The following is a 16,713-nucleotide window of genomic DNA, read 5'->3' as shown; positions in this document are numbered from 1 at the left end:
GCCCCAACTGTTGCGTGCTTGACCTGGCTGCCATTGCTTGATGGCAGCCATTTTTTTGGCCTGCCAGTAACCTGGGCTGCGTCGTCGGCCCCAGCCTTCCCCCTGCTTTCCGAGATCCAAGATGTGGCGTAAATCACTCAGAGTGCAAATTCTCTCGCTGTTCGGTGGCAGCCTGTTGGCCATGCTGCTGATCGCCCTGGTGTGCTTCCAGTTCCTCTCGTCCAGCGTGCGCGGCTATGCCGAGCTGGTCGATGGACCGCTGCGGGCATCGCAATTGCTCGACGAAGCCAACCTGCAGTTCAAGATCCAGGTGCAGGAGTGGAAGAACGTGCTGTTGCGCGGGCGCCAGCCTGCAGACATGGACAAGTACTGGCAGCAGTTCCAGGCCCGTGAGCAGCAGGTGCAGCAACTGCTCGGGCAATTGATCGAGAGCAGCGACGCCCAGCTCAGGGCTCCGCTGCAGCAACTGCGCGACAGCCACCGACAGCTTGGCCAGGCCTATGCGCAGGGCCGCCAGGCATTCCTGGCGGCGGGTGGCGACCCGGTTGCCGGCGACCAGGCGGTCAAGGGCGTGGACCGAGCCGCCAGCGAGCAGATGAGCGCGCTGGTCGAGCAACTGCGGACCGATGCCCGCCAACGCGCCGCCAGCCTCAGTGCAGGCGCCGAACGCACGGTGTGGCTGGGCCTGTCGGTGATGCTCGCCTCGGCGGTACTGGTGGGGCTGTTCAGCCTGTGGCTGGTCAACCGCAGCCTGATCGAGCCGATTCGCCAATTGATCGACTATGTCGCACAGCTCAGCCAGGGCCGCTTTGCGGCGCGGGTTGACAGCCGCCGCGAGGATGAACTGGGGCGCCTGGCGCGGGCGGCCAACACCTTGCGCGATTTCCTCGCCGATACCGTCGGCCGCCTGAAGGACAACGCGCAGGAGCTGGAGGGTGCCAGCGGCCAGCTGCGCAACATCGCTGGCGACATGGCCCGTGGCACCCACGACCAGTTCCAGCGCACTGACCAGGTGGCCACGGCCATGCACGAGATGTCTGCCACTGCCCAGGAAGTCGCACGCCACGCCGCTGAGGCGGCCCGCGCCGCGGACGATGCCGACCACAGTGCCCAGGCGGGCGAGCAGGTGATGCAGCAGACCATCGACATCATCGGCGTGGTCAACCGCGAGATTGCCGGCACGGCGGCAGTGATTCGCGACCTGGAGCATGACAGCACGCGCATTGGCAAAGTCCTCGAAGTAATCCGTGGCATAGCCGAACAGACCAACCTGCTGGCGCTCAACGCGGCCATCGAGGCGGCCCGAGCCGGTGAGGCTGGCCGCGGCTTTGCCGTGGTCGCCGATGAGGTGCGCAGCCTCGCCCAGCGCACAGCGGCGTCGATAGCCGAGATTAACCAGATAATCGAAGCGGTGCAGTCCGGGGCAGTGGAAGCGGTCAAGGCCATCGAAAGCGGCCAGCAGCGCAGCGAGGAGGGTGCCGAACAGGTGCAGCAGGCAGGGCAGATGCTGCAGCGCATCACCCTGGCAGTGGAGGCCATCCGCGACATGAACCGGCAGATCGCCACGGCGGCCGAGGAGCAGACCAGCGTGGCCGAAGACATCTCGCGCAACCTGATCGAGATCACCCGCATTGCCACGGCCAACCAGGAAGCGGTGCAGCACACCGAACAGGCCGGGCAGCGCCTGCATGGGTTGTCGGGGCAACTGGGCGAAGTCACCTCACGCCTCACTGCCTGAGGCGCTCCAGCCTTGATGCGGTCCCTGCAGAAGCGGGGACCACTTCTCGGACGCAACAATCGGACGCAACAAAAAGCCCGCACAATGGCGGGCTTTTTGATCAGGATTTGGTCGGAGAGACAGGATTCGAACCTGCGGCCTTCTCGTCCCGAACGAGACGCGCTACCTGGCTGCGCTACACTCCGATGAAGGAAATCCTACTGCATCCTGTTTTTGCACGCAACCCCTTGTTGTTAAAAGGGCGTTTGCAAAAAAGTGCGGTGCAATCAGAGCTCTTTCACGGTGCGAATCTGGTCCTTGTTCAGGCGCGTGCGCTTGCCGTCCAGTTGCTCGAATTCGTAGAAGCCTGAGTCTTCATCGTATTTTGGTGTGTCGGTGGCCTGGATTTCGCGGCCGTCGTTCAGGGTAATGACGGTTGGCGATGCGCAGCCTGCCAGGGCGCCCAGGCCCAGGGCGAGCAGGAAGGCGGGTAGGGTCCGTTGAATCATCGTGTTTCTCCAGTGCGATGGTGCTAGATGAAATTAAGACGCAGGGCGTCCACGCAAGTTCCGTCTACAGTGCAGCATAGCGGCTCAGCCAAGGCATTGACCAACAGCAACAGCCACGGGCGTCACGCTGTGGTGGGCGTGCGCTGTGTTATAACTGCGGCCATCCCATCTTCTTGTGACGGACCTCCATGAAAGCCAAGGCAGATACCCCCTTCGTGCCGCTGAACATCGCCGTGCTCACGGTCAGCGACACCCGTACCTTCGACACCGATACATCCGGCCAGCTGTTCGTTGACCGGCTGAATGCCGCCGGCCACCGCTTGGCCGAGCGTGTGCTGTTGAAAGACGACCTGTACAAGATCCGCGCGCAGGTCGCCACCTGGATTGCCGATGACAACGTGCAAGTGGTGCTGATTACCGGCGGTACCGGCTTCACCGGGCGTGACAGCACGCCAGAGGCCGTGGCCTGCCTGCTGGACAAACAGGTGGAAGGCTTTGGCGAGCTGTTCCGGCAGATTTCCGTGGCCGACATCGGCACCTCCACCGTGCAGTCGCGTGCCCTCGCCGGGCTGGCCAACGGTACCCTGGTCTGTTGCCTGCCGGGGTCGACCAATGCTGTGCGCACCGGCTGGGACGGTATCCTCGCGGAGCAGCTGGATGCCCGCCATCGCCCGTGCAACTTCGTCGCGCACCTGAAGCAGGCTGCAGCCTGTGACAGCCGTGGCTGAGGTTCGCCAGGCCCGGCCGCTGATGCCGGTGGAGCAGGCCCTGGCACAACTGCTGGCATTGGCCGAAGCGGCCCCGATCGGCGACGCCGAGAGCTTGCCGCTGGCGGAGGCCGAGGGCCGTGTGCTGGCCAGCGATCTGGTGGCCTCGCTCGACCTGCCGCCCTGGCCGAACAGCGCCATGGACGGTTATGCCCTGCGCCTGGCCGACTGGCAGGGCGAGCCGCTGCCGGTCAGCCAGCGGATCTTCGCTGGCCATGCGCCGCAGCCGCTGCAACCCGGCACCTGTGCACGTATCTTCACCGGCGCGCCGCTGCCTGCAGGTGCCGACTGCGTCGAGATGCAGGAAAACACCGCAGAGGCTGAAGACGGCCGGGTCCGCTTCCTCGAACCGTTGACATCCGGCCAGAACATTCGCCCCCAAGGCCAGGAAACCCGCAAGGGCGAGCAGGTGATGAGCGCCGGTACCCGGCTGGGGCCGATCGAGCTGGGCCTGGCTGCCAGCCTGGGCTACGACCGCCTGCAGGTGGTACGCAAGGTACGGGTGGCGGTGCTGTCCACGGGTGACGAACTGGTCGAGCCCGGCCTGGCGCTGGGGCCGGGGCAGATCTACAACAGCAACCGCCGGCTACTGGTCAGCTGGCTGCAGCGGCTGGGCTGCGACGTGGTCGATGCAGGCATCTTGCCGGATGACCTGGCGCGAACCCGCGCCTGCCTGGCCGAGTTGGTCGATGTCGACCTGATCCTGTCCACGGGGGGCGTTTCGGTGGGCGAAGCCGACTACCTCGGCGCCGCCCTGCGCGAAGCGGGCGAGCTGGCCTTGTGGAAGCTGGCAATCAAACCGGGCAAACCCTTGACCTTCGGCCACTTCCAGGGTGTGCCGGTGATCGGACTGCCAGGCAACCCGGCGTCGACCCTGGTCACGTTTGGCCTGCTGACCCGACCCTATCTGTTGCGGCGCCAGGGTGTGACCGACGTCACGCCGTTACGTTTCGACATGCCAGCAGGCTTTGACTGGCCCAAGCCCGGCACCCGTCGCGAATACCTGCGCGCCCGCATCGAGCAGGGCCAGGTGCGCATCTACAAGAACCAGAGCTCCGGCGTGCTGCGCAGTGCGGCCTGGGCCGAAGGGTTGGTGGAGGTGCGCGAAGGCAGCACGCCGAAGCAGGGTGACCGCGTGCCGTTCATCCCGTTCAGCGAGCTACTTGGCTGATCGCCCCAGCCAGGCGCTGGCCAGCGGCGCGGCCTCGGCCGCTGTCGCCTGGGCCAGGCGCATGTGCACATTCTCCAACTGCTGGGCGGCCACGCGCCAGTCGTGGCGCTGGCGGGCGAACTGGCGCCCGGCATCGCCCAGCTGGCTCATGCGCCAGGGCTGGTTGAGCAACTGTGTGATCAACAGGGCCAGCTGGTCGCCTTCGTCACTGCCCAGGTAATGCTCGCCGTTGTTCGCGGCCAGGCCGGAAACGCCTTTGCCAGTGGTGATGACCGGCAAGCCGGCGGCCATCGCTTCGAGGATCTTCACTTTGGAGCCACCGGCATAACGTAGCGGCGCAAAGAACAGTGCCGAGCGCCGCTGCAGCTCACGCAGGTCAGGGCAATAGCCGAGCCATTCGATGCGCGGGTCGTTCCAGTGCAGCTTCCAGCTGGCCGGCATCGCATGCCCGGCGATGGCCAGGCGCACCGCCGGATTGCTCATCCACACTTGCGGCAAGATGTCTTCCAGCGCCCATTCGATCGCCTCCAGGTTGGCGCCGTACTCGAAGTTGCCAACGAACAGCAGGCGTTGGCTATGCAGCGCCGGTTCCACGTACTGGTAGAAGTCGCAATCCACACCATTTACCACCACGTTTACCGGGCGCCCGCTGATCTGCGCAATCAGCTCGGCATCGTGGTTGCTGACCGCCACCAGTTCGGTGGGCTGGCGCAATACGCGTTGTTCCCAGCGCCGGTAGCGCCACCGGTCGAAGGCATTGAACGGGCGTAGCCACAGCGGTAGCCGGTCGTGGTTGGCGCCGCCCGTCAGCGACTCCAGGGAGTGTTCGCTGAGCATGTAGGGCAGTCCGCGTGTCTGCAGGGCCTTTTCGAACGGCTGGAAGCTGTAGCTGTGCTCGATCTGGATCACGTCCCAGGGCTCGTCCAGCAGTTGCTCGAAGCGGTGCCGCAGGCAGGGTGCCAGGCCATTGATGATTGCCCGCATGGGGTACTCGAGGATCGGCGAGGCCAGCAGGTTGAGCGGGCTGTGCAAAGGCCGGCGGGGCAGTACGATCAGGCGTTCGAGCAACGGCTCCAGGGCCTGGCGGGCCGTATCGTCAAGGGGGATTTTCGATTGCACCAGCAGGGTGATCCGATGGCCGCGCTGGGCCAGTGCGCGCAGCAGATGGTATTGTCGGGTCTTGCTGCCGCTGGTGGTCGGCCAGGGCAGGTAAGGCAGAGTCCAGAGAATGCGCATGACCCGGAGTCCTCGCTGAAGGTCACGGATGGCAAGGCATGCACGTCGGCAGGCGTGCACACCATTGCCGGTGGGGCGCGTCCTTGGCCAAAGATGAGACAGGCCCCGGGTAAACAGGCGTCAATAGGCTGACAGGCCTGGAAACACTCCTTGCCTGGGTCAAAAACTTGTCAATGCATCAGCCAAGCATAGCCGGGCCTGTGCGATGCTGTGAAAAAACACCGGTTGAGCCGATCAATTGCGCGGCGGCATGCAACGATTAGGGGTTGCCGAGGGTCGAGATCTGGGTTGATCCATTCCTGGAGGGGGCACATGCAAGTGCGCAAGGCAATGCTGATCCTGCACGGCAAGCAGGCGATGAACGAAGAGGTGCGCAGCGCCGTGCGTGGCCTGCGCGACAGCGGCTGGGTGCTGGATGTGCGGGTTACCTGGGAGGCCGGTGACGCCCAGCGCCTGGTCACCGAGGCGCTGGCCGCCGGCTACAGCCATATCGTCGCAGGGGGCGGGGACGGCACGCTGCGCGATGTTGCCGAGGCCATGGGGTTGGCGGGTACCGAGGCCAGCCTGGCGTTGCTGCCGCTGGGCACGGCCAACGACTTTGCCAAGGCCGCCGGTATCCCCCTGGAGACTGCCACGGCGCTGGCCTTGCTGAATGTTCCTGCCCAGCCGATAGACCTGGGGCAGGCCGGCGAACAGTTGTTCCTCAACATGGCCACTGGCGGTTTTGGCAGCCAGGTGACGGCCAACACCTCCGAAGACCTGAAGAAAGTGCTGGGCGCTGCTGCCTACCTGTTCACCGGGTTATCGCGCTTCAGCGAGCTGCAAGCAGCTTCGGTGGCGTTGCAGGGGCCAGGCTTTCACTGGCAAGGGGACTTGCTGGCGCTGGGCATCGGCAATGGCCGCCAGGCCGGGGGCGGGCAGGTGCTGTGCCCCGAGGCGGTGGTCAACGACGGCTTGCTCGACATTGCCATCTTGCCGGCTCCCCAGGAAGTGGTCGGGACCTTGCGTGACCTGTTGGCCGGAGATGGCCTTTTTGTCCGGGCCAGGTTGCCCTGGGTCGAGATCAAGTGCTCGCAAGGGCTGGATATCAACCTCGATGGTGAGCCGTTGCAGGCCGACAAGCTGCGCTTCCAGGCCAGGGCCGCGGCACTGCGTCTGCATCTGCCAGTCGGGTCGCCGTTGCTCAGTCGTCCAGGCTGATGATTTTCTCGCGCACGGCGAACAGCACCAGGCCGGCCACGTCATGGATCTGCAGGCGTTTCATGATTTGCGAACGGTGGGTTTCCACCGTCTTGATCGACAGGCCCAGGCCGGTGGCGATCTCCCGGGTCGATTTGCCACGCACGATCAGACGCAGGATCTCCAGCTGCCGCGCGGTGAGGCTGTGCCGCTCGCCCGTGGCTTGCTTGCCCTGCCTGGTGTGCTGCAACGCCTGGTTGATGACCGTGTGGGCGATGGCCGGGCTGAGGTAGCGTTCGCCGTTGCGCAGCGCAGCCAGGGCCTGCTCCAGTTCGGTGGCGCTGGTGTCTTTGAGCAGGTAGCCGTGGGCGCCGCTTTCCAGGGCACGCATGATCAGGTCCGGGTCGGTGTGCATCGACAGGATCAGCACCTTGCAGTTGTTGCCGCTGGCGCGTAGTTGGGTAAGGGCATCCAGGCCACTGGTCGAACGCATGGAGATGTCCAGCAAGACGATATCCGGCGCCAGCATGCGCACCCGTTCCAGCAATTGGCTGCCATCGTCGGCTTCGCCAATCACGTCATAACCGGGAATGTCGCCGACCAGGGCGCGCACCCCGGCGCGGATCAGCGAATGGTCGTCTACCAACAGCAGTCTACAGGTCATGGGCGGCAGTATTCCTGGCGCGTTGCTGAGTACGCGGTGGCCATGGGAACACCGCTTCGATGTGCGTGCCCTGGCCGGGCTGGCTGGTGATGTCGAGGCTGCCTTGCAGTGCGGTGACCCGCTCCAGCATGCCGGCCAGGCCGCGCTGGCCAGCTTCGGCCGGGTTTCTCGCGGGCACGAAGCCACGGCCGTCATCGCGGATCGACAGGGCCAGCCCTTCGGGGGTGCGTTGCAGGCCGATGACCAGGTTGCGTGCCTGGGCATGGCGCAGCATGTTGGTCACGGCTTCCTGGGTAATACGGAACACCGCCATGGTCACCGCCTCGTCAATGCCGCCCAGGCGCTGGTTGCACGCCAGGCTCCAGTGCACGCCGCTGTTGGCCAGGGTGCGCACCAGGTGCGCACGCAGGCTGGCTTCCAGGCCAAGGCTGGCCAGTTGTCGCGGGTTGAGCAGGGCCGACACGTTGCGCACGTTGCCCAAGGTGTCATCCAGCGTACTGCGCAGGGCGTCGCAGTGGCCCTGCAACTCCTCAGGCATACGCTTTTGCAGCCACTGCAACTGCAGCTTGGCGGCAGTCAGCAACTGGCCGATGTCGTCGTGCAGTTCGCGGCCCAGGTGCTGGCGTTCGTCTTCCTGGACCTTGAGCATGCGCTCGGCCAGTTCCGCCGGGCGCAGGCTGATCGACCTTGCGCTCAGGCCCAGCTGCACGGCGGTGCCCAGCGTGGCGGCCAGCTGTAGCAGCAGCAGGCTGGCCGGGATCGCCTGGTTGCCCAGGTACAGCATCAGGTTGGCGACCAGCGAGGCCACGCACAGCCCGACCGTTGCCCAGCGCAGCAGGGCAGCGCGGGAGCGGCAGCGCAAAGAAGTCTTCAAGCGTGGGAGCATAGGTAGGGAAGCCACTGGAGTATTGCTGATGAAGGGCCTTGCACAATGCTGGTCAGAAGCTTTGGCGCAGTTGTTTCGATGATTTTTTGAACACGTGAGCTTTCAACCTTTCAGTCGGTTGCAAGCGTTTGTGGCTGCGCATGTTACCACTTCGTACTGCAGCGGTCGCGGCTGGGTAGCGCTTTGAAATGCCGGCCGGTTGGGCGCTGTCGGCCAGCAAGTGCCACCCGTTGAGGCGAGTAAAGTGCGCGGTAATGATTCGACCTTGTTCCGGTGACTTCTGGCACTTTCCAGTGCTCGACCAGGTGGACTTGAATCAGCGAGGCCAGTTGCACGTTGCGCCGGGTCAATACCTGGAAGGCGAGCGACCGGGTTGTGTGCCGTCTGCCGCTTCACCATGCGGGTGGATGCACACGCTGCCCCGTTCGTCACAGGACGTGCAGGTTCGCGCCAAAGGTTGCTGCACGACCTTGGCCAGTTCACCCAGCAGCACCAGCTGCTCGCCGATGTCCAGGTTAAGCCGGCCCGTCAGGGGATCGACCAGCTCCAGCTGCCAGGCAAGCAGGGTCAGGCATGCCTCCACGGCCGGCAACGCTTCGCGCTGCAGGGAGCCGTCGCGGCAGGCCGGGGCGAGCAACTGTTGCAGGGCAGTGGTGTAATGGGCGACTTCGCGCAGGCCCAGGTGCGTGGCCTGGCGGGCGAGGCTATCGAGCGCATTGTCCAGACAGCGGCAGGCATCCGGGTCGCTGTCGATCAGCTCCAGATGCTGCAGGCACTCCTGGGCCTGGGTCAGCAGCACCTGAGCGTCCAGCAGAAACCGCTGCAGCGCATCATCGAACGATAAGGCACTGTCCTTCATGATGCCCCCGCGCGTAAGGCAGGCGCAGAGGACGGGCACGCCGAAACGATAGCTAGCAAAAGCCTGACTCCATTCATGCAATGAGAATGGCGTCACATTAATGGCTAAAGGATATTGCGAACATCAGGTTGCACCCGATTGTCGCTAAGGGTTTCCCTGATCCTTGCCTCAGGTAGGGAACTTTTTGCCGTGCTGCTGATTCGCTCGGAGGCGCCCGCAGTAAAGCATGATGTTAAATTGATATCAATTGTTTCACTGCATTTTCCGGCAAGGGTCAAGCTGGGCGTGAAGCCGCCGATACAAGGTGGATGATTTCAATTTTTCCGACTCAAGCCTGGGGGTTTTCCAATGGCTGGCATTCTCGACACGGTAGACCAACGTACGCAACTGGTGGGTGAGAACCGCCTGGAAATCCTGATGTTTCGCCTGGCTGGTCGCCAGCTGTTCGCGATCAACGTGTTCAAGGTCCAGGAAGTGCTTCAGTTGCCCAAGCTGACCCTCATGCCCCAGCGCCACGCTTTCGTCTGCGGGGTGGTCAACCTGCGCGGCCAGACCTTGCCAGTGATCGACCTGTCCCAGGCGATCGGCATGCGCCCGCTGCAGCCGGGGCCCGACAGCACCATCATCGTGACGGAGTACAACCGCTCGGTGCAGGCCTTCCTGGTGGGTGGTGTGGACCGGATCGTCAACATGAACTGGGAGGCGATCATGCCGCCGCCGACCAGCGCCGGGCGCCAGCATTACCTGACTGCCATCACCAAGGTCGATGACAAGCTGGTCGAAGTGATCGACGTGGAGAAGGTGCTGGCCGAGATCGTGCCTTACAACGCCCGGGTGTCCGGCGACAAGCTCGCTGACCCAGTGCTGGCGCGGGCGCGCGGCCGTGAAGTGCTGCTGGTGGACGACTCCAGCGTGGCCCTGGCGCAGTTGCGCGACACCCTGTCCCAGTTGGGCGTGAAGCTGCACGTGGCCAGTGACGGGCTGAAGGCGTTGCGCCTGCTCAAGGGCTGGGCCGATGCTGGCGAGGACGTCTGCAAAAAGCTGTTGATGGTGTTTACCGACGCCGAGATGCCGGAAATGGACGGCTACCGGCTGACTACCGAGATCCGCGGCGATGCCCGTTTGCGCCAGCTTTACGTGGTGCTGCACACCTCGCTGTCGGGCAGCTTCAACGAGTCCATGGTGAAGAAAGTGGGCTGCGACAACTTCCTGTCCAAGTTCCAGCCTGATCGCCTTGTCGATGTGGTCAAGCAGCGCCTGTTGCTGGATGCCGCTAGCGCGTGATCCAGGCCCCCTGCCGGGTATAAGCTTGGCGTTTTGCATGACGCGAGGCGGCAGGGATGTTTCTCAGTGAGTTGTATCGGTATCCGGTTAAGTCGGCGCAGGCGCAACGCCTGCAGGCTTCACCGGTAGGGTTGTTGGGGTTGCAGGGTGATCGGCGCTGGATGGTGGTGGAGGAGGAGAATGGACGCTTCCTCACCCAGCGTGCCTGGCCACAGCTTGGCCAGCTCAGGGCCAGCGAAGACGACAGCGGCCAGTTGTTGCTGCAGGCGCCGGGGCAGGCCGCGTTGGGTGTTCCGGTGCCGTTTGCCGACCAAGCACTGCGTGGTGTAACCATCTGGCGCGATACCTTGCGCGTGCCAGATGCCGGTGATGCGGCGGCGGCCTGGCTGAGCGAGCTGCTGGGCAAGGCCGTACGCCTGGTGCATTGCCCCGAGCAGCGCGCGCGCTACCTGCCCAGTGGCTATGGCCTGAATAGTGACCGGGCGGCGTTCCCGGACGGTTTTCCCTTGTCGCTGATCGGCCAGGGCTCGCTGGACGAACTCAACCGGCGTATCGGCCGCCCGCTGGAGATGCTGCGCTTTCGCCCCAACCTGGTGGTGCAGGGGGCGGCGCCTTTTGCCGAGGATGGCTGGAAGCGGATTCGCATCGGCAGCCTGGAGTTTCGCGTGCTCAAGCCCAGTGTGCGCTGCATCTTCACCACCATCGACCCGGCGACTGGCGAGCGCAGTGCCGACCGCGAACCGATGGCCACGCTCAGGACCTTCCGCGAAAAAGAGGGGAATGTGTTGTTCGGGCAGAACCTGGCGGTGGATGGTAGTGGGCAGCTTGAAGTAGGGATGGAAGTCGAAATCCTCGAATGACAAGGCGGCCTGCACCGGCCTCGTCGCGCGCTTGCCCGCGACGAGGCCGGTGCAGTTTCAGCGACCCTCACATGTCGTCAAAGTACCGCTCATGCCAATCCACCAGCGGCTGCGGCGAGTTGAGCTTCTGCCCGTAGATCACCGAATACGACAGCACGTTCTGCACATACTGGCGGGTCTCGTCGAACGGGATGGATTCTACCCACACATCGAAGCTCAGGTGCTTGGCGCCTTTGAGCCACTGCCGCACCCGCCCTGGGCCGGCGTTGTAGGCCGCCGAAGCGAGCACGCGGTTGCCGTTGAACTGGCTGTGCACCTGGCTCAGATAGGCGGCGCCGAGCTGGATGTTCTTGTCCGGGTTGAGCACCTGTGCTGGCGATGCCAAGGGAATGCTGAACTTGCGCGCGGTTTCCTTGGCAGTGGAGGGCATCAACTGCATCAGGCCGCTGGCGCCCACCGGGGAGCGTGCATCTTCCATGAAGGCGCTCTCCTGGCGGGTAATGGCGAATACCCAGCTCGAGTGCAGGCCGCGGACCTTGGCTTCACGCACCAGGGTGTCGCGGTGGGCCATCGGGAAGCGGATGTCCAGGTCGTCCCAGTACTGTGCCTGGCTGATGGTGCGAATGGCCGGGAAGTACCAGCGCAGGTCGTAGCCCAGGCGCGCCTGGGCGACCATTTCGTCACGGTTGAAGTGGCGGCTGACGTGGTACCACTCACGGCGCCCTTCGACGATCTGGCCGCGGGCATGGAACTCCAGTGCGCGGCGGATGCCCGGGGTGTTGCGCACCTTGTTGACCAGCTGCGGGCTCAGCACCAGCGGCTTGTTGTTCAGCTGGTAAGGGGTCTGCGCCCGGTCGGCGGCGAGGAAACCATAGAAGTCACGTTCGCGTGCCACATTCTTGTACAGCAGCGGGATTTGCGGGTTGTTCGGCTGCGCCAGCTCCAGGCTGCGGGCTTGCCAGTACTTCCAGCGGCTGCTGCTGGCCAGGTCCTGCGGCAAGCGCTTGGTCAGCTCGTAGGCGTCCTCCCAGCGGCCCAGGCGCAGCAGCAGGCGCAGGCGCCATTCGCTGACGATGTTATCGCGCAGCTCCGGGTCGTAGCGGGTCATCAGGTCGAGTGCGCGCGGGTCGTAGCGACGGGCCAGGGTCAGGCCGATCTCGCGGGCGATCGCCACCTTCTCGTCGCGGGAAAAATGCATGCGCTGGGCGTAGTCGTCGAGCAGCGCCATGGCCCGCTCCGGGTCCTGCCGGGCCAGGCGGCGCAGGCCGAGGCTGACCACGTCGGACATGGCTTCGTTGGCCGGGGTGAAGCGCGACGGCTGATTGAGCAGTTCGGGCTTTTGCGCCACGTCGACCAGCAGGCGCCCCTGTGGGCCGAGGGTGGTCAGGGTCTGGACCAGGTTGTTGGCCAGGCTGTAGTTGCGCGCCTGGGCCGCCAGCTTGGTGCGTTGCCAGCGCTTGGCCTCGGTCAGCTGGCCTTCGGCCGCCCACATGGCGAACAGCGTGTCGCAGGTGGCCGGCTGCGACTTGCCGACATTCCACAATTTGTCGGCGGTGGCGTAGCCCTCGGCACGCAGGCCATGGCTGAGCTGGTACTGGCCGTTGAGGCAGTCCAGTTCGGTGAAGTTGAGCTTGGGGTCGTAATACTTGACGAAGGTGTCCCAGTCGCCGCGTTCGGCCAGCCAGCGCAGCCAGCGCAGTTTCATCCAGTTGGCCTGGGGCAGGTCGCCATGCTTGGCGAGGAAGTCTTCGATTTCCTGATTGCTGGCGCTTTTCAGGCGCGCGGTGAGCTCGTCGTAGGCCAGGTAGGGCGTCAGCGGGTAGTCGCTGAGGGCCTGGGCATAGCGCAGGTACGGGCCCTTGTCGCCCTTGGCCAGCGCGCGCTTGGCCTCGTCATAGTACTGGCGTTGCAGGGTAAGGTCGGCGGCCTGCGCCGCGCAGGTGGCGGCAGAGAGCAGCAGGCAGGATGCAATATGTAACAGGCGGCTGCGCATGATACGTCCGGGCAGTTGAACCATGGGGAAGTGACGGCGGAGCCAGCACTGTTGGAAGCTATAGCCTTAGCTTAGCCGTTTGCCGGCGGCGGGTGAAAGCACTGTGCTTGTATCGGGATATTAAGTTCGACCAATTGTCGCCCAACCTTGGTCCGCCGGCCCGGCAGATGCCGTCCGGGACCAAGTCAGGTAGAATGCGCGCCCGATTTATGGAGACCAACATGACCCTGCTCAAATTCAGCGATGTGTCCCTTGCATTCGGCGCCATGCCGCTGCTGGACCACGTGTCCTGGCAGATCGCTCGTGGCGAGCGGGTGTGCATCATCGGCCGCAACGGCACCGGTAAGTCGAGCATGCTGCGCCTGGTCAAGGGCGAGCAGAAGGGAGACGACGGCGAGATCTGGCGTGCCCCGGGGCTGAAGATCGGTGAGCTGCCACAGGAGCTGCCGGTGGCCGACGAGCGCACGGTGTTCGACGTGGTGGCCGCCGGCCTGGATGGCGTCGGCGAGTTGCTGGCGCAGTTCCATCACCTGAGCCTGAATATCCAGGGTGATGAAGACCTGGAAAAACTCATGCACGTGCAGCACGAGCTGGAAGCCCGTGACGGCTGGCGCCTGCAGCAGGTGGTGGAAAGCACCCTCAGCCGCCTGCAACTGCCGGCCGACAAGACCCTGGCCGAGCTGTCCGGTGGCTGGCGCCGCCGTGTGCTCCTGGCCCAGGCGCTGGTGTCGGAACCCGACCTGCTGCTGCTCGATGAGCCCACCAACCACCTGGATATCGGTGCCATCGCCTGGCTCGAAGAGGCCCTGCGCGGCTTCAACGGCGCGGTGCTGTTCATTACCCACGACCGGTCCTTCCTGCAGAACCTGGCTACCCGTATCCTCGAACTGGACCGTGGCGGCCTGATCGACTGGAACGGCGACTATGCCAGCTTCCTGGTGCACAAGGAGGCTGCGCTGGCTGCCGAGGAAACCGCCAATGCGCTGTTCGACAAGCGCCTGGCCCAGGAAGAGGTATGGATCCGCCAGGGCATCAAGGCCCGCCGCACTCGCAACGAAGGCCGGGTGCGCGCACTCAAGGCTTTGCGTGTGGAGCGCAGCGAACGCCGCGAGCGCCAGGGCAAGGCCAACATCCAGATCGAGGCGGCGGAAAAGTCCGGCAAGCAGGTGATGGTGCTGGAGAACGTCAGCTTCCATCACCCGGACGGGCCGATGCTGGTGAAGGATTTTTCCATGGTCCTGCAGCGCGAAGACCGCATCGGCCTGCTGGGTGCCAACGGTACCGGCAAGACCACCTTGCTCAAGCTGATGCTCGGCGACCTGCAGCCGACCTCGGGCAAGGTCGAGCGCGGAACCAAGCTGGAAGTGGCCTATTTCGACCAGATGCGCCACCAGCTGGACCTGGAAAAGACGGTGATCGACAACCTGGCCGAAGGCCGCGACTTCATCGAGATCGATGGCCAGAACCGCCACGTGCTGAGCTACCTGGGCGATTTCCTGTTCAGCCCGCAGCGTGCCCGTACGCCGGTCAAGGCGCTGTCCGGTGGTGAACGTGCACGGCTGTTGCTGGCCAAGTTGTTCAGCAAGCCGGCCAACCTGCTGGTGCTGGACGAACCGACCAACGACCTGGACGTGGAAACCCTCGAGCTGCTCGAAGAAGTGCTGTCCAACTACAAGGGTACCGTGCTGATGGTCAGCCACGACCGGGCCTTCCTCGACAACGTCGTCACCAGCACCCTGGTGTTCGAGGGCGAGGGCAAGGTGCGCGAGTACGTGGGGGGTTATGAAGACTGGATCCGCCAGGGTGGTTCGCCGAAGTTGCTGGGCGTGACCGAGAGCAAAGGCGGCAAGTCCGAGCTCAACAGCGCGGTGGTGGAGAAGGTCGAAGCCAAGCCTGCTCCTGCGCCGGTTGCTGCGGCGGCCGATGCCTCGAAGAAGAAGCTCAGTTACAAGCTGCAGCGCGAGCTGGAGATGCTGCCTGGGCAGATCGACGAACTGGAGCAGCGCATGGCCGAAGCTCAGGAAGAGGTGAATGCGGCGGGCTTCTATCAGCGGCCGATTGCGGAAACCTCGGCAGTGCTGGCGAAGATCGAGAAGCTGCAGGCCGAGCTGGATGTGTTGGTCGAGCGCTGGGCCGAGCTGGAAGGCTGATCGGCGTCAGCCTGGGCCGGCGTCTTCGCGGGCAAGCCCGCGAAAGGGCCGGTACAGGTCAAATCATTCTTTTTTCTGCAGCCTTACCGCCAGCACATCGCACGGCGCGCCATGCAGCACGTCATTGGCCGTGGAGCCCAGCAGCAACGCCAGGCCATGGCGGCCGTGGCTGCCGACCACGATCAGGTCGCACTTCTGGTCCTTGGCCAGCTGGTGGATTTCCTGGCGCGGCTGGCCATAGGTCAGGTGCGAGTCGCCGCGGTGGATGTCCGGGTACTTGTTGAACAGGCGTTCCATGCGCTCCTTGGCCTGGTCGAACTGCTGCTGTTGCAGTTGCGACAGGTCCATGGGTACGTCACCGCCGAACGCCATGGCCATCGGCTCGACGATATGTACCAGTGAAACCTTGGCATTTGACGGTGTCGCCAGCGCCATGGCGCGTTTGATCACCGGGTCGCATTCTTCGGTCAGGTCGACGGCGACCAGAAGATGTTCGTATTGCATGAGCGGAACTCCTGACAATCGCGATAGAAGAAGTATGGTCGCTTTCGGGCGGGTCTTCCGTGAAAAATGGCTAACCGGCTCATTTGCAACGTTTTATGGGAGCTACTGATATGACGGTATTGCTGGTGGTGTCAATCCTTGCGCTGATCCTCAGCCCGCTTTCCTGGTTGCGCACCTCGCGCAAGCAGAGCGAGCAGATGAAGTTGCGCCTGGAGGCACGGCGCATGGGCCTGGCCATGCAACTGGCGCCCCAGCAGTGGCCGCACTGGCTGGAACGGCAACCGCCAAGCCCGTGCCCGCAATACCATCGGGCGCGTCGACGCGGGCATGAGGATAGTTTCAGCTTCTGGCAGATCAGCCCGGGGGTATGGTGGAACCAGTGGCGTGAGCCCTGTGAAGACCCCCGTTTCATGGAGGCCTTGGCGCGCTTGCCAGCGAGCGCCTACAAGGTCGAAGCCGATGCGCGGATGATCGCCCTGTACTGGACCGAGCGGGGCGATACGGCAGTGTTGCGGGATGTTGCCTACGTCCTTGAAACCCTGGCCTGATCATTCACCACTCCCACAAGGGCTACGGCGTCTTCTACAGCGTTAACGACAAAGCGGCGGCCTGGCATACCCCTGAAGGGATGGGGTGCCAAGTCGCCGCTTTGCGTTCTGCTACGCAGAAAGGCCAGGCAGGCCGGGTATTCAATCATGCAAGTGGCAGTGTAGCTGCCAGGCATTGTCGCGCAAGCTGAAAAGCCGCAGCGCTTCCCCGTCGTCTGTGGTCAATCGCTGACATGAATGGTCAGCGATCACTGTCATCATGTTTTGCCCCTGGGCGATACAAAATGACTGGAAAGTCGCTTTTTCAACCAGTTCGGGAGCATTTGACAACGCCGATCTTTTCGGAGAATGTGTGCACACCCAAATCAAACGGGCGTATGAATTGA

At 64.1% G+C, this 16,713-nt stretch carries 15 protein-coding genes, 1 tRNA gene and 1 pseudogene; 9 read left to right on the top strand and 8 right to left on the bottom strand.

The window, feature by feature from the left end; translation table 11 throughout:
* Positions 1-121: 121 nt before the first annotated feature.
* Together HU760_RS24770 and HU760_RS24765 are read left to right on the top strand one after the other, a co-directional pair.
* Positions 122-805: pseudogene (locus tag HU760_RS24770) on the top strand (methyl-accepting chemotaxis protein); the annotation flags it as partial.
* A 165-nt stretch (positions 806-970) separates the two neighbouring features.
* Positions 971-1,738, top strand: a complete 768-nt coding sequence (locus tag HU760_RS24765; RefSeq protein ID WP_437179860.1) for a methyl-accepting chemotaxis protein — start codon at positions 971-973, stop codon at positions 1,736-1,738.
* Positions 1,739-1,846: 108 nt separating this feature from the next.
* On the opposite strand, the gene HU760_RS17155 is transcribed toward HU760_RS24765, so the two are convergent.
* Positions 1,847-1,923: transfer RNA gene (locus HU760_RS17155), tRNA-Pro, on the bottom strand.
* Between the two features lie 81 nt (positions 1,924-2,004).
* Complete coding sequence (locus HU760_RS17150; RefSeq protein WP_013971697.1) at positions 2,005-2,226, bottom strand: YgdI/YgdR family lipoprotein; 222 nt, start codon at positions 2,224-2,226, stop codon at positions 2,005-2,007.
* 188 nt (positions 2,227-2,414) lie between these two features.
* Between HU760_RS17150 and moaB the strand changes: the two genes are divergently transcribed.
* Together moaB and HU760_RS17140 are read left to right on the top strand one after the other, a co-directional pair.
* Positions 2,415-2,954 carry a molybdenum cofactor biosynthesis protein B gene (gene moaB / locus HU760_RS17145; protein WP_170029077.1) on the top strand — a complete coding sequence of 180 codons (540 nt, stop codon included), beginning with the start codon at positions 2,415-2,417 and terminating at the stop codon, positions 2,952-2,954.
* Complete coding sequence (locus tag HU760_RS17140) at positions 2,938-4,164, top strand: molybdopterin molybdotransferase MoeA (RefSeq protein WP_186678772.1); 1,227 nt, start codon at positions 2,938-2,940, stop codon at positions 4,162-4,164. Before moaB ends, HU760_RS17140 begins: the two co-directional genes overlap by 17 nt.
* On the opposite strand, the gene HU760_RS17135 is transcribed toward HU760_RS17140, so the two are convergent.
* Entirely contained in the window at positions 4,153-5,400 is a 1,248-nt protein-coding gene (locus tag HU760_RS17135) for a glycosyltransferase family 4 protein (RefSeq protein WP_186678770.1), read from the bottom strand. The two genes, HU760_RS17140 and HU760_RS17135, sit on opposite strands and share 12 nt — an antisense overlap.
* A 312-nt stretch (positions 5,401-5,712) precedes the next feature.
* Between HU760_RS17135 and yegS the strand changes: the two genes are divergently transcribed.
* Positions 5,713-6,600 carry a lipid kinase YegS gene (gene yegS, locus HU760_RS17130; RefSeq protein WP_186678768.1) on the top strand — a complete coding sequence of 296 codons (888 nt, stop codon included), beginning with the start codon at positions 5,713-5,715 and terminating at the stop codon, positions 6,598-6,600.
* On the opposite strand, the gene HU760_RS17125 is transcribed toward yegS, so the two are convergent.
* From HU760_RS17125 to HU760_RS17115, 3 genes are all read right to left on the bottom strand, one after another.
* Positions 6,584-7,243, bottom strand: coding sequence for a response regulator (locus HU760_RS17125; protein ID WP_186678757.1), 660 nt, complete (start codon positions 7,241-7,243; stop codon positions 6,584-6,586). The two genes, yegS and HU760_RS17125, sit on opposite strands and share 17 nt — an antisense overlap.
* Positions 7,233-8,129 (bottom strand): sensor histidine kinase, encoded by an 897-nt coding sequence (locus HU760_RS17120; RefSeq protein WP_186678756.1) that lies wholly within the window; start codon positions 8,127-8,129, stop codon positions 7,233-7,235. The genes HU760_RS17125 and HU760_RS17120 overlap by 11 nt, the downstream gene beginning before the upstream one ends.
* A gap of 346 nt (positions 8,130-8,475) precedes the next feature.
* Positions 8,476-8,988: a histidine kinase gene (locus HU760_RS17115; protein WP_186678754.1), complete on the bottom strand. Its 513-nt coding sequence runs from the start codon at positions 8,986-8,988 to the stop codon at positions 8,476-8,478.
* Between the two features lie 348 nt (positions 8,989-9,336).
* Here HU760_RS17115 and HU760_RS17110 point away from each other — a divergent pair, with 348 nt between their 5' ends.
* On the top strand, positions 9,337-10,272 hold the full coding sequence (locus tag HU760_RS17110; protein WP_186678750.1) for a chemotaxis protein CheV: 936 nt from the start codon (positions 9,337-9,339) through the stop codon (positions 10,270-10,272).
* A gap of 56 nt (positions 10,273-10,328) precedes the next feature.
* Positions 10,329-11,132, top strand: a complete 804-nt coding sequence (locus tag HU760_RS17105; RefSeq protein WP_186678747.1) for an MOSC domain-containing protein — start codon at positions 10,329-10,331, stop codon at positions 11,130-11,132.
* A 67-nt stretch (positions 11,133-11,199) separates the two neighbouring features.
* Here HU760_RS17105 and HU760_RS17100 read toward each other — a convergent pair whose 3' ends face one another.
* Positions 11,200-13,125: a transglycosylase SLT domain-containing protein gene (locus tag HU760_RS17100; RefSeq protein ID WP_186678744.1), complete on the bottom strand. Its 1,926-nt coding sequence runs from the start codon at positions 13,123-13,125 to the stop codon at positions 11,200-11,202.
* Between the two features lie 221 nt (positions 13,126-13,346).
* Between HU760_RS17100 and HU760_RS17095 the strand changes: the two genes are divergently transcribed.
* Positions 13,347-15,275, top strand: a complete 1,929-nt coding sequence (locus HU760_RS17095; protein ID WP_186678733.1) for an ATP-binding cassette domain-containing protein — start codon at positions 13,347-13,349, stop codon at positions 15,273-15,275.
* 63 nt (positions 15,276-15,338) lie between these two features.
* Here the strand turns inward: HU760_RS17095 and HU760_RS17090 are convergent, their stop codons facing one another.
* Positions 15,339-15,779, bottom strand: a complete 441-nt coding sequence (locus HU760_RS17090; protein ID WP_186678717.1) for a universal stress protein — start codon at positions 15,777-15,779, stop codon at positions 15,339-15,341.
* Between the two features lie 110 nt (positions 15,780-15,889).
* Between HU760_RS17090 and HU760_RS17085 the strand changes: the two genes are divergently transcribed.
* Complete coding sequence (locus HU760_RS17085) at positions 15,890-16,327, top strand: hypothetical protein (protein ID WP_186678714.1); 438 nt, start codon at positions 15,890-15,892, stop codon at positions 16,325-16,327.
* The last annotated feature ends 386 nt before the right edge of the window (positions 16,328-16,713 follow it).

Source organism: Pseudomonas oryzicola, from assembly GCF_014269185.2.
Taxonomy (GTDB): Bacteria; Pseudomonadota; Gammaproteobacteria; order Pseudomonadales; family Pseudomonadaceae; genus Aquipseudomonas; species Aquipseudomonas oryzicola.
Note: the sequence above shows the minus strand (reverse complement) of the source record. Positions and strands in the feature narration are given on the sequence as shown.

What these genes read in the sequence shown, in the direction of transcription:
- HU760_RS17150 (WP_013971697.1), bottom strand. Translation starts at nt 2,226, where the DNA reads ATGATTCAACGGACCCTACCCGCCTTCCTGCTCGCCCTGGGCCTGGGC.
- yegS (WP_186678768.1), top strand. Translation starts at nt 5,713, where the DNA reads ATGCAAGTGCGCAAGGCAATGCTGATCCTGCACGGCAAGCAGGCGATG.
- HU760_RS17110 (WP_186678750.1), top strand. Translation starts at nt 9,337, where the DNA reads ATGGCTGGCATTCTCGACACGGTAGACCAACGTACGCAACTGGTGGGT.
- HU760_RS17120 (WP_186678756.1), bottom strand. Translation starts at nt 8,129, where the DNA reads ATGCTCCCACGCTTGAAGACTTCTTTGCGCTGCCGCTCCCGCGCTGCC.
- moaB (WP_170029077.1), top strand. Translation starts at nt 2,415, where the DNA reads ATGAAAGCCAAGGCAGATACCCCCTTCGTGCCGCTGAACATCGCCGTG.
- HU760_RS17135 (WP_186678770.1), bottom strand. Translation starts at nt 5,400, where the DNA reads ATGCGCATTCTCTGGACTCTGCCTTACCTGCCCTGGCCGACCACCAGC.
- HU760_RS17095 (WP_186678733.1), top strand. Translation starts at nt 13,347, where the DNA reads ATGACCCTGCTCAAATTCAGCGATGTGTCCCTTGCATTCGGCGCCATG.
- HU760_RS17100 (WP_186678744.1), bottom strand. Translation starts at nt 13,125, where the DNA reads ATGCGCAGCCGCCTGTTACATATTGCATCCTGCCTGCTGCTCTCTGCC.
- HU760_RS17105 (WP_186678747.1), top strand. Translation starts at nt 10,329, where the DNA reads ATGTTTCTCAGTGAGTTGTATCGGTATCCGGTTAAGTCGGCGCAGGCG.
- HU760_RS17085 (WP_186678714.1), top strand. Translation starts at nt 15,890, where the DNA reads ATGACGGTATTGCTGGTGGTGTCAATCCTTGCGCTGATCCTCAGCCCG.
- HU760_RS17090 (WP_186678717.1), bottom strand. Translation starts at nt 15,779, where the DNA reads ATGCAATACGAACATCTTCTGGTCGCCGTCGACCTGACCGAAGAATGC.
- HU760_RS17115 (WP_186678754.1), bottom strand. Translation starts at nt 8,988, where the DNA reads ATGAAGGACAGTGCCTTATCGTTCGATGATGCGCTGCAGCGGTTTCTG.
- HU760_RS24765 (WP_437179860.1), top strand. Translation starts at nt 971, where the DNA reads ATGGCCCGTGGCACCCACGACCAGTTCCAGCGCACTGACCAGGTGGCC.
- HU760_RS17125 (WP_186678757.1), bottom strand. Translation starts at nt 7,243, where the DNA reads ATGACCTGTAGACTGCTGTTGGTAGACGACCATTCGCTGATCCGCGCC.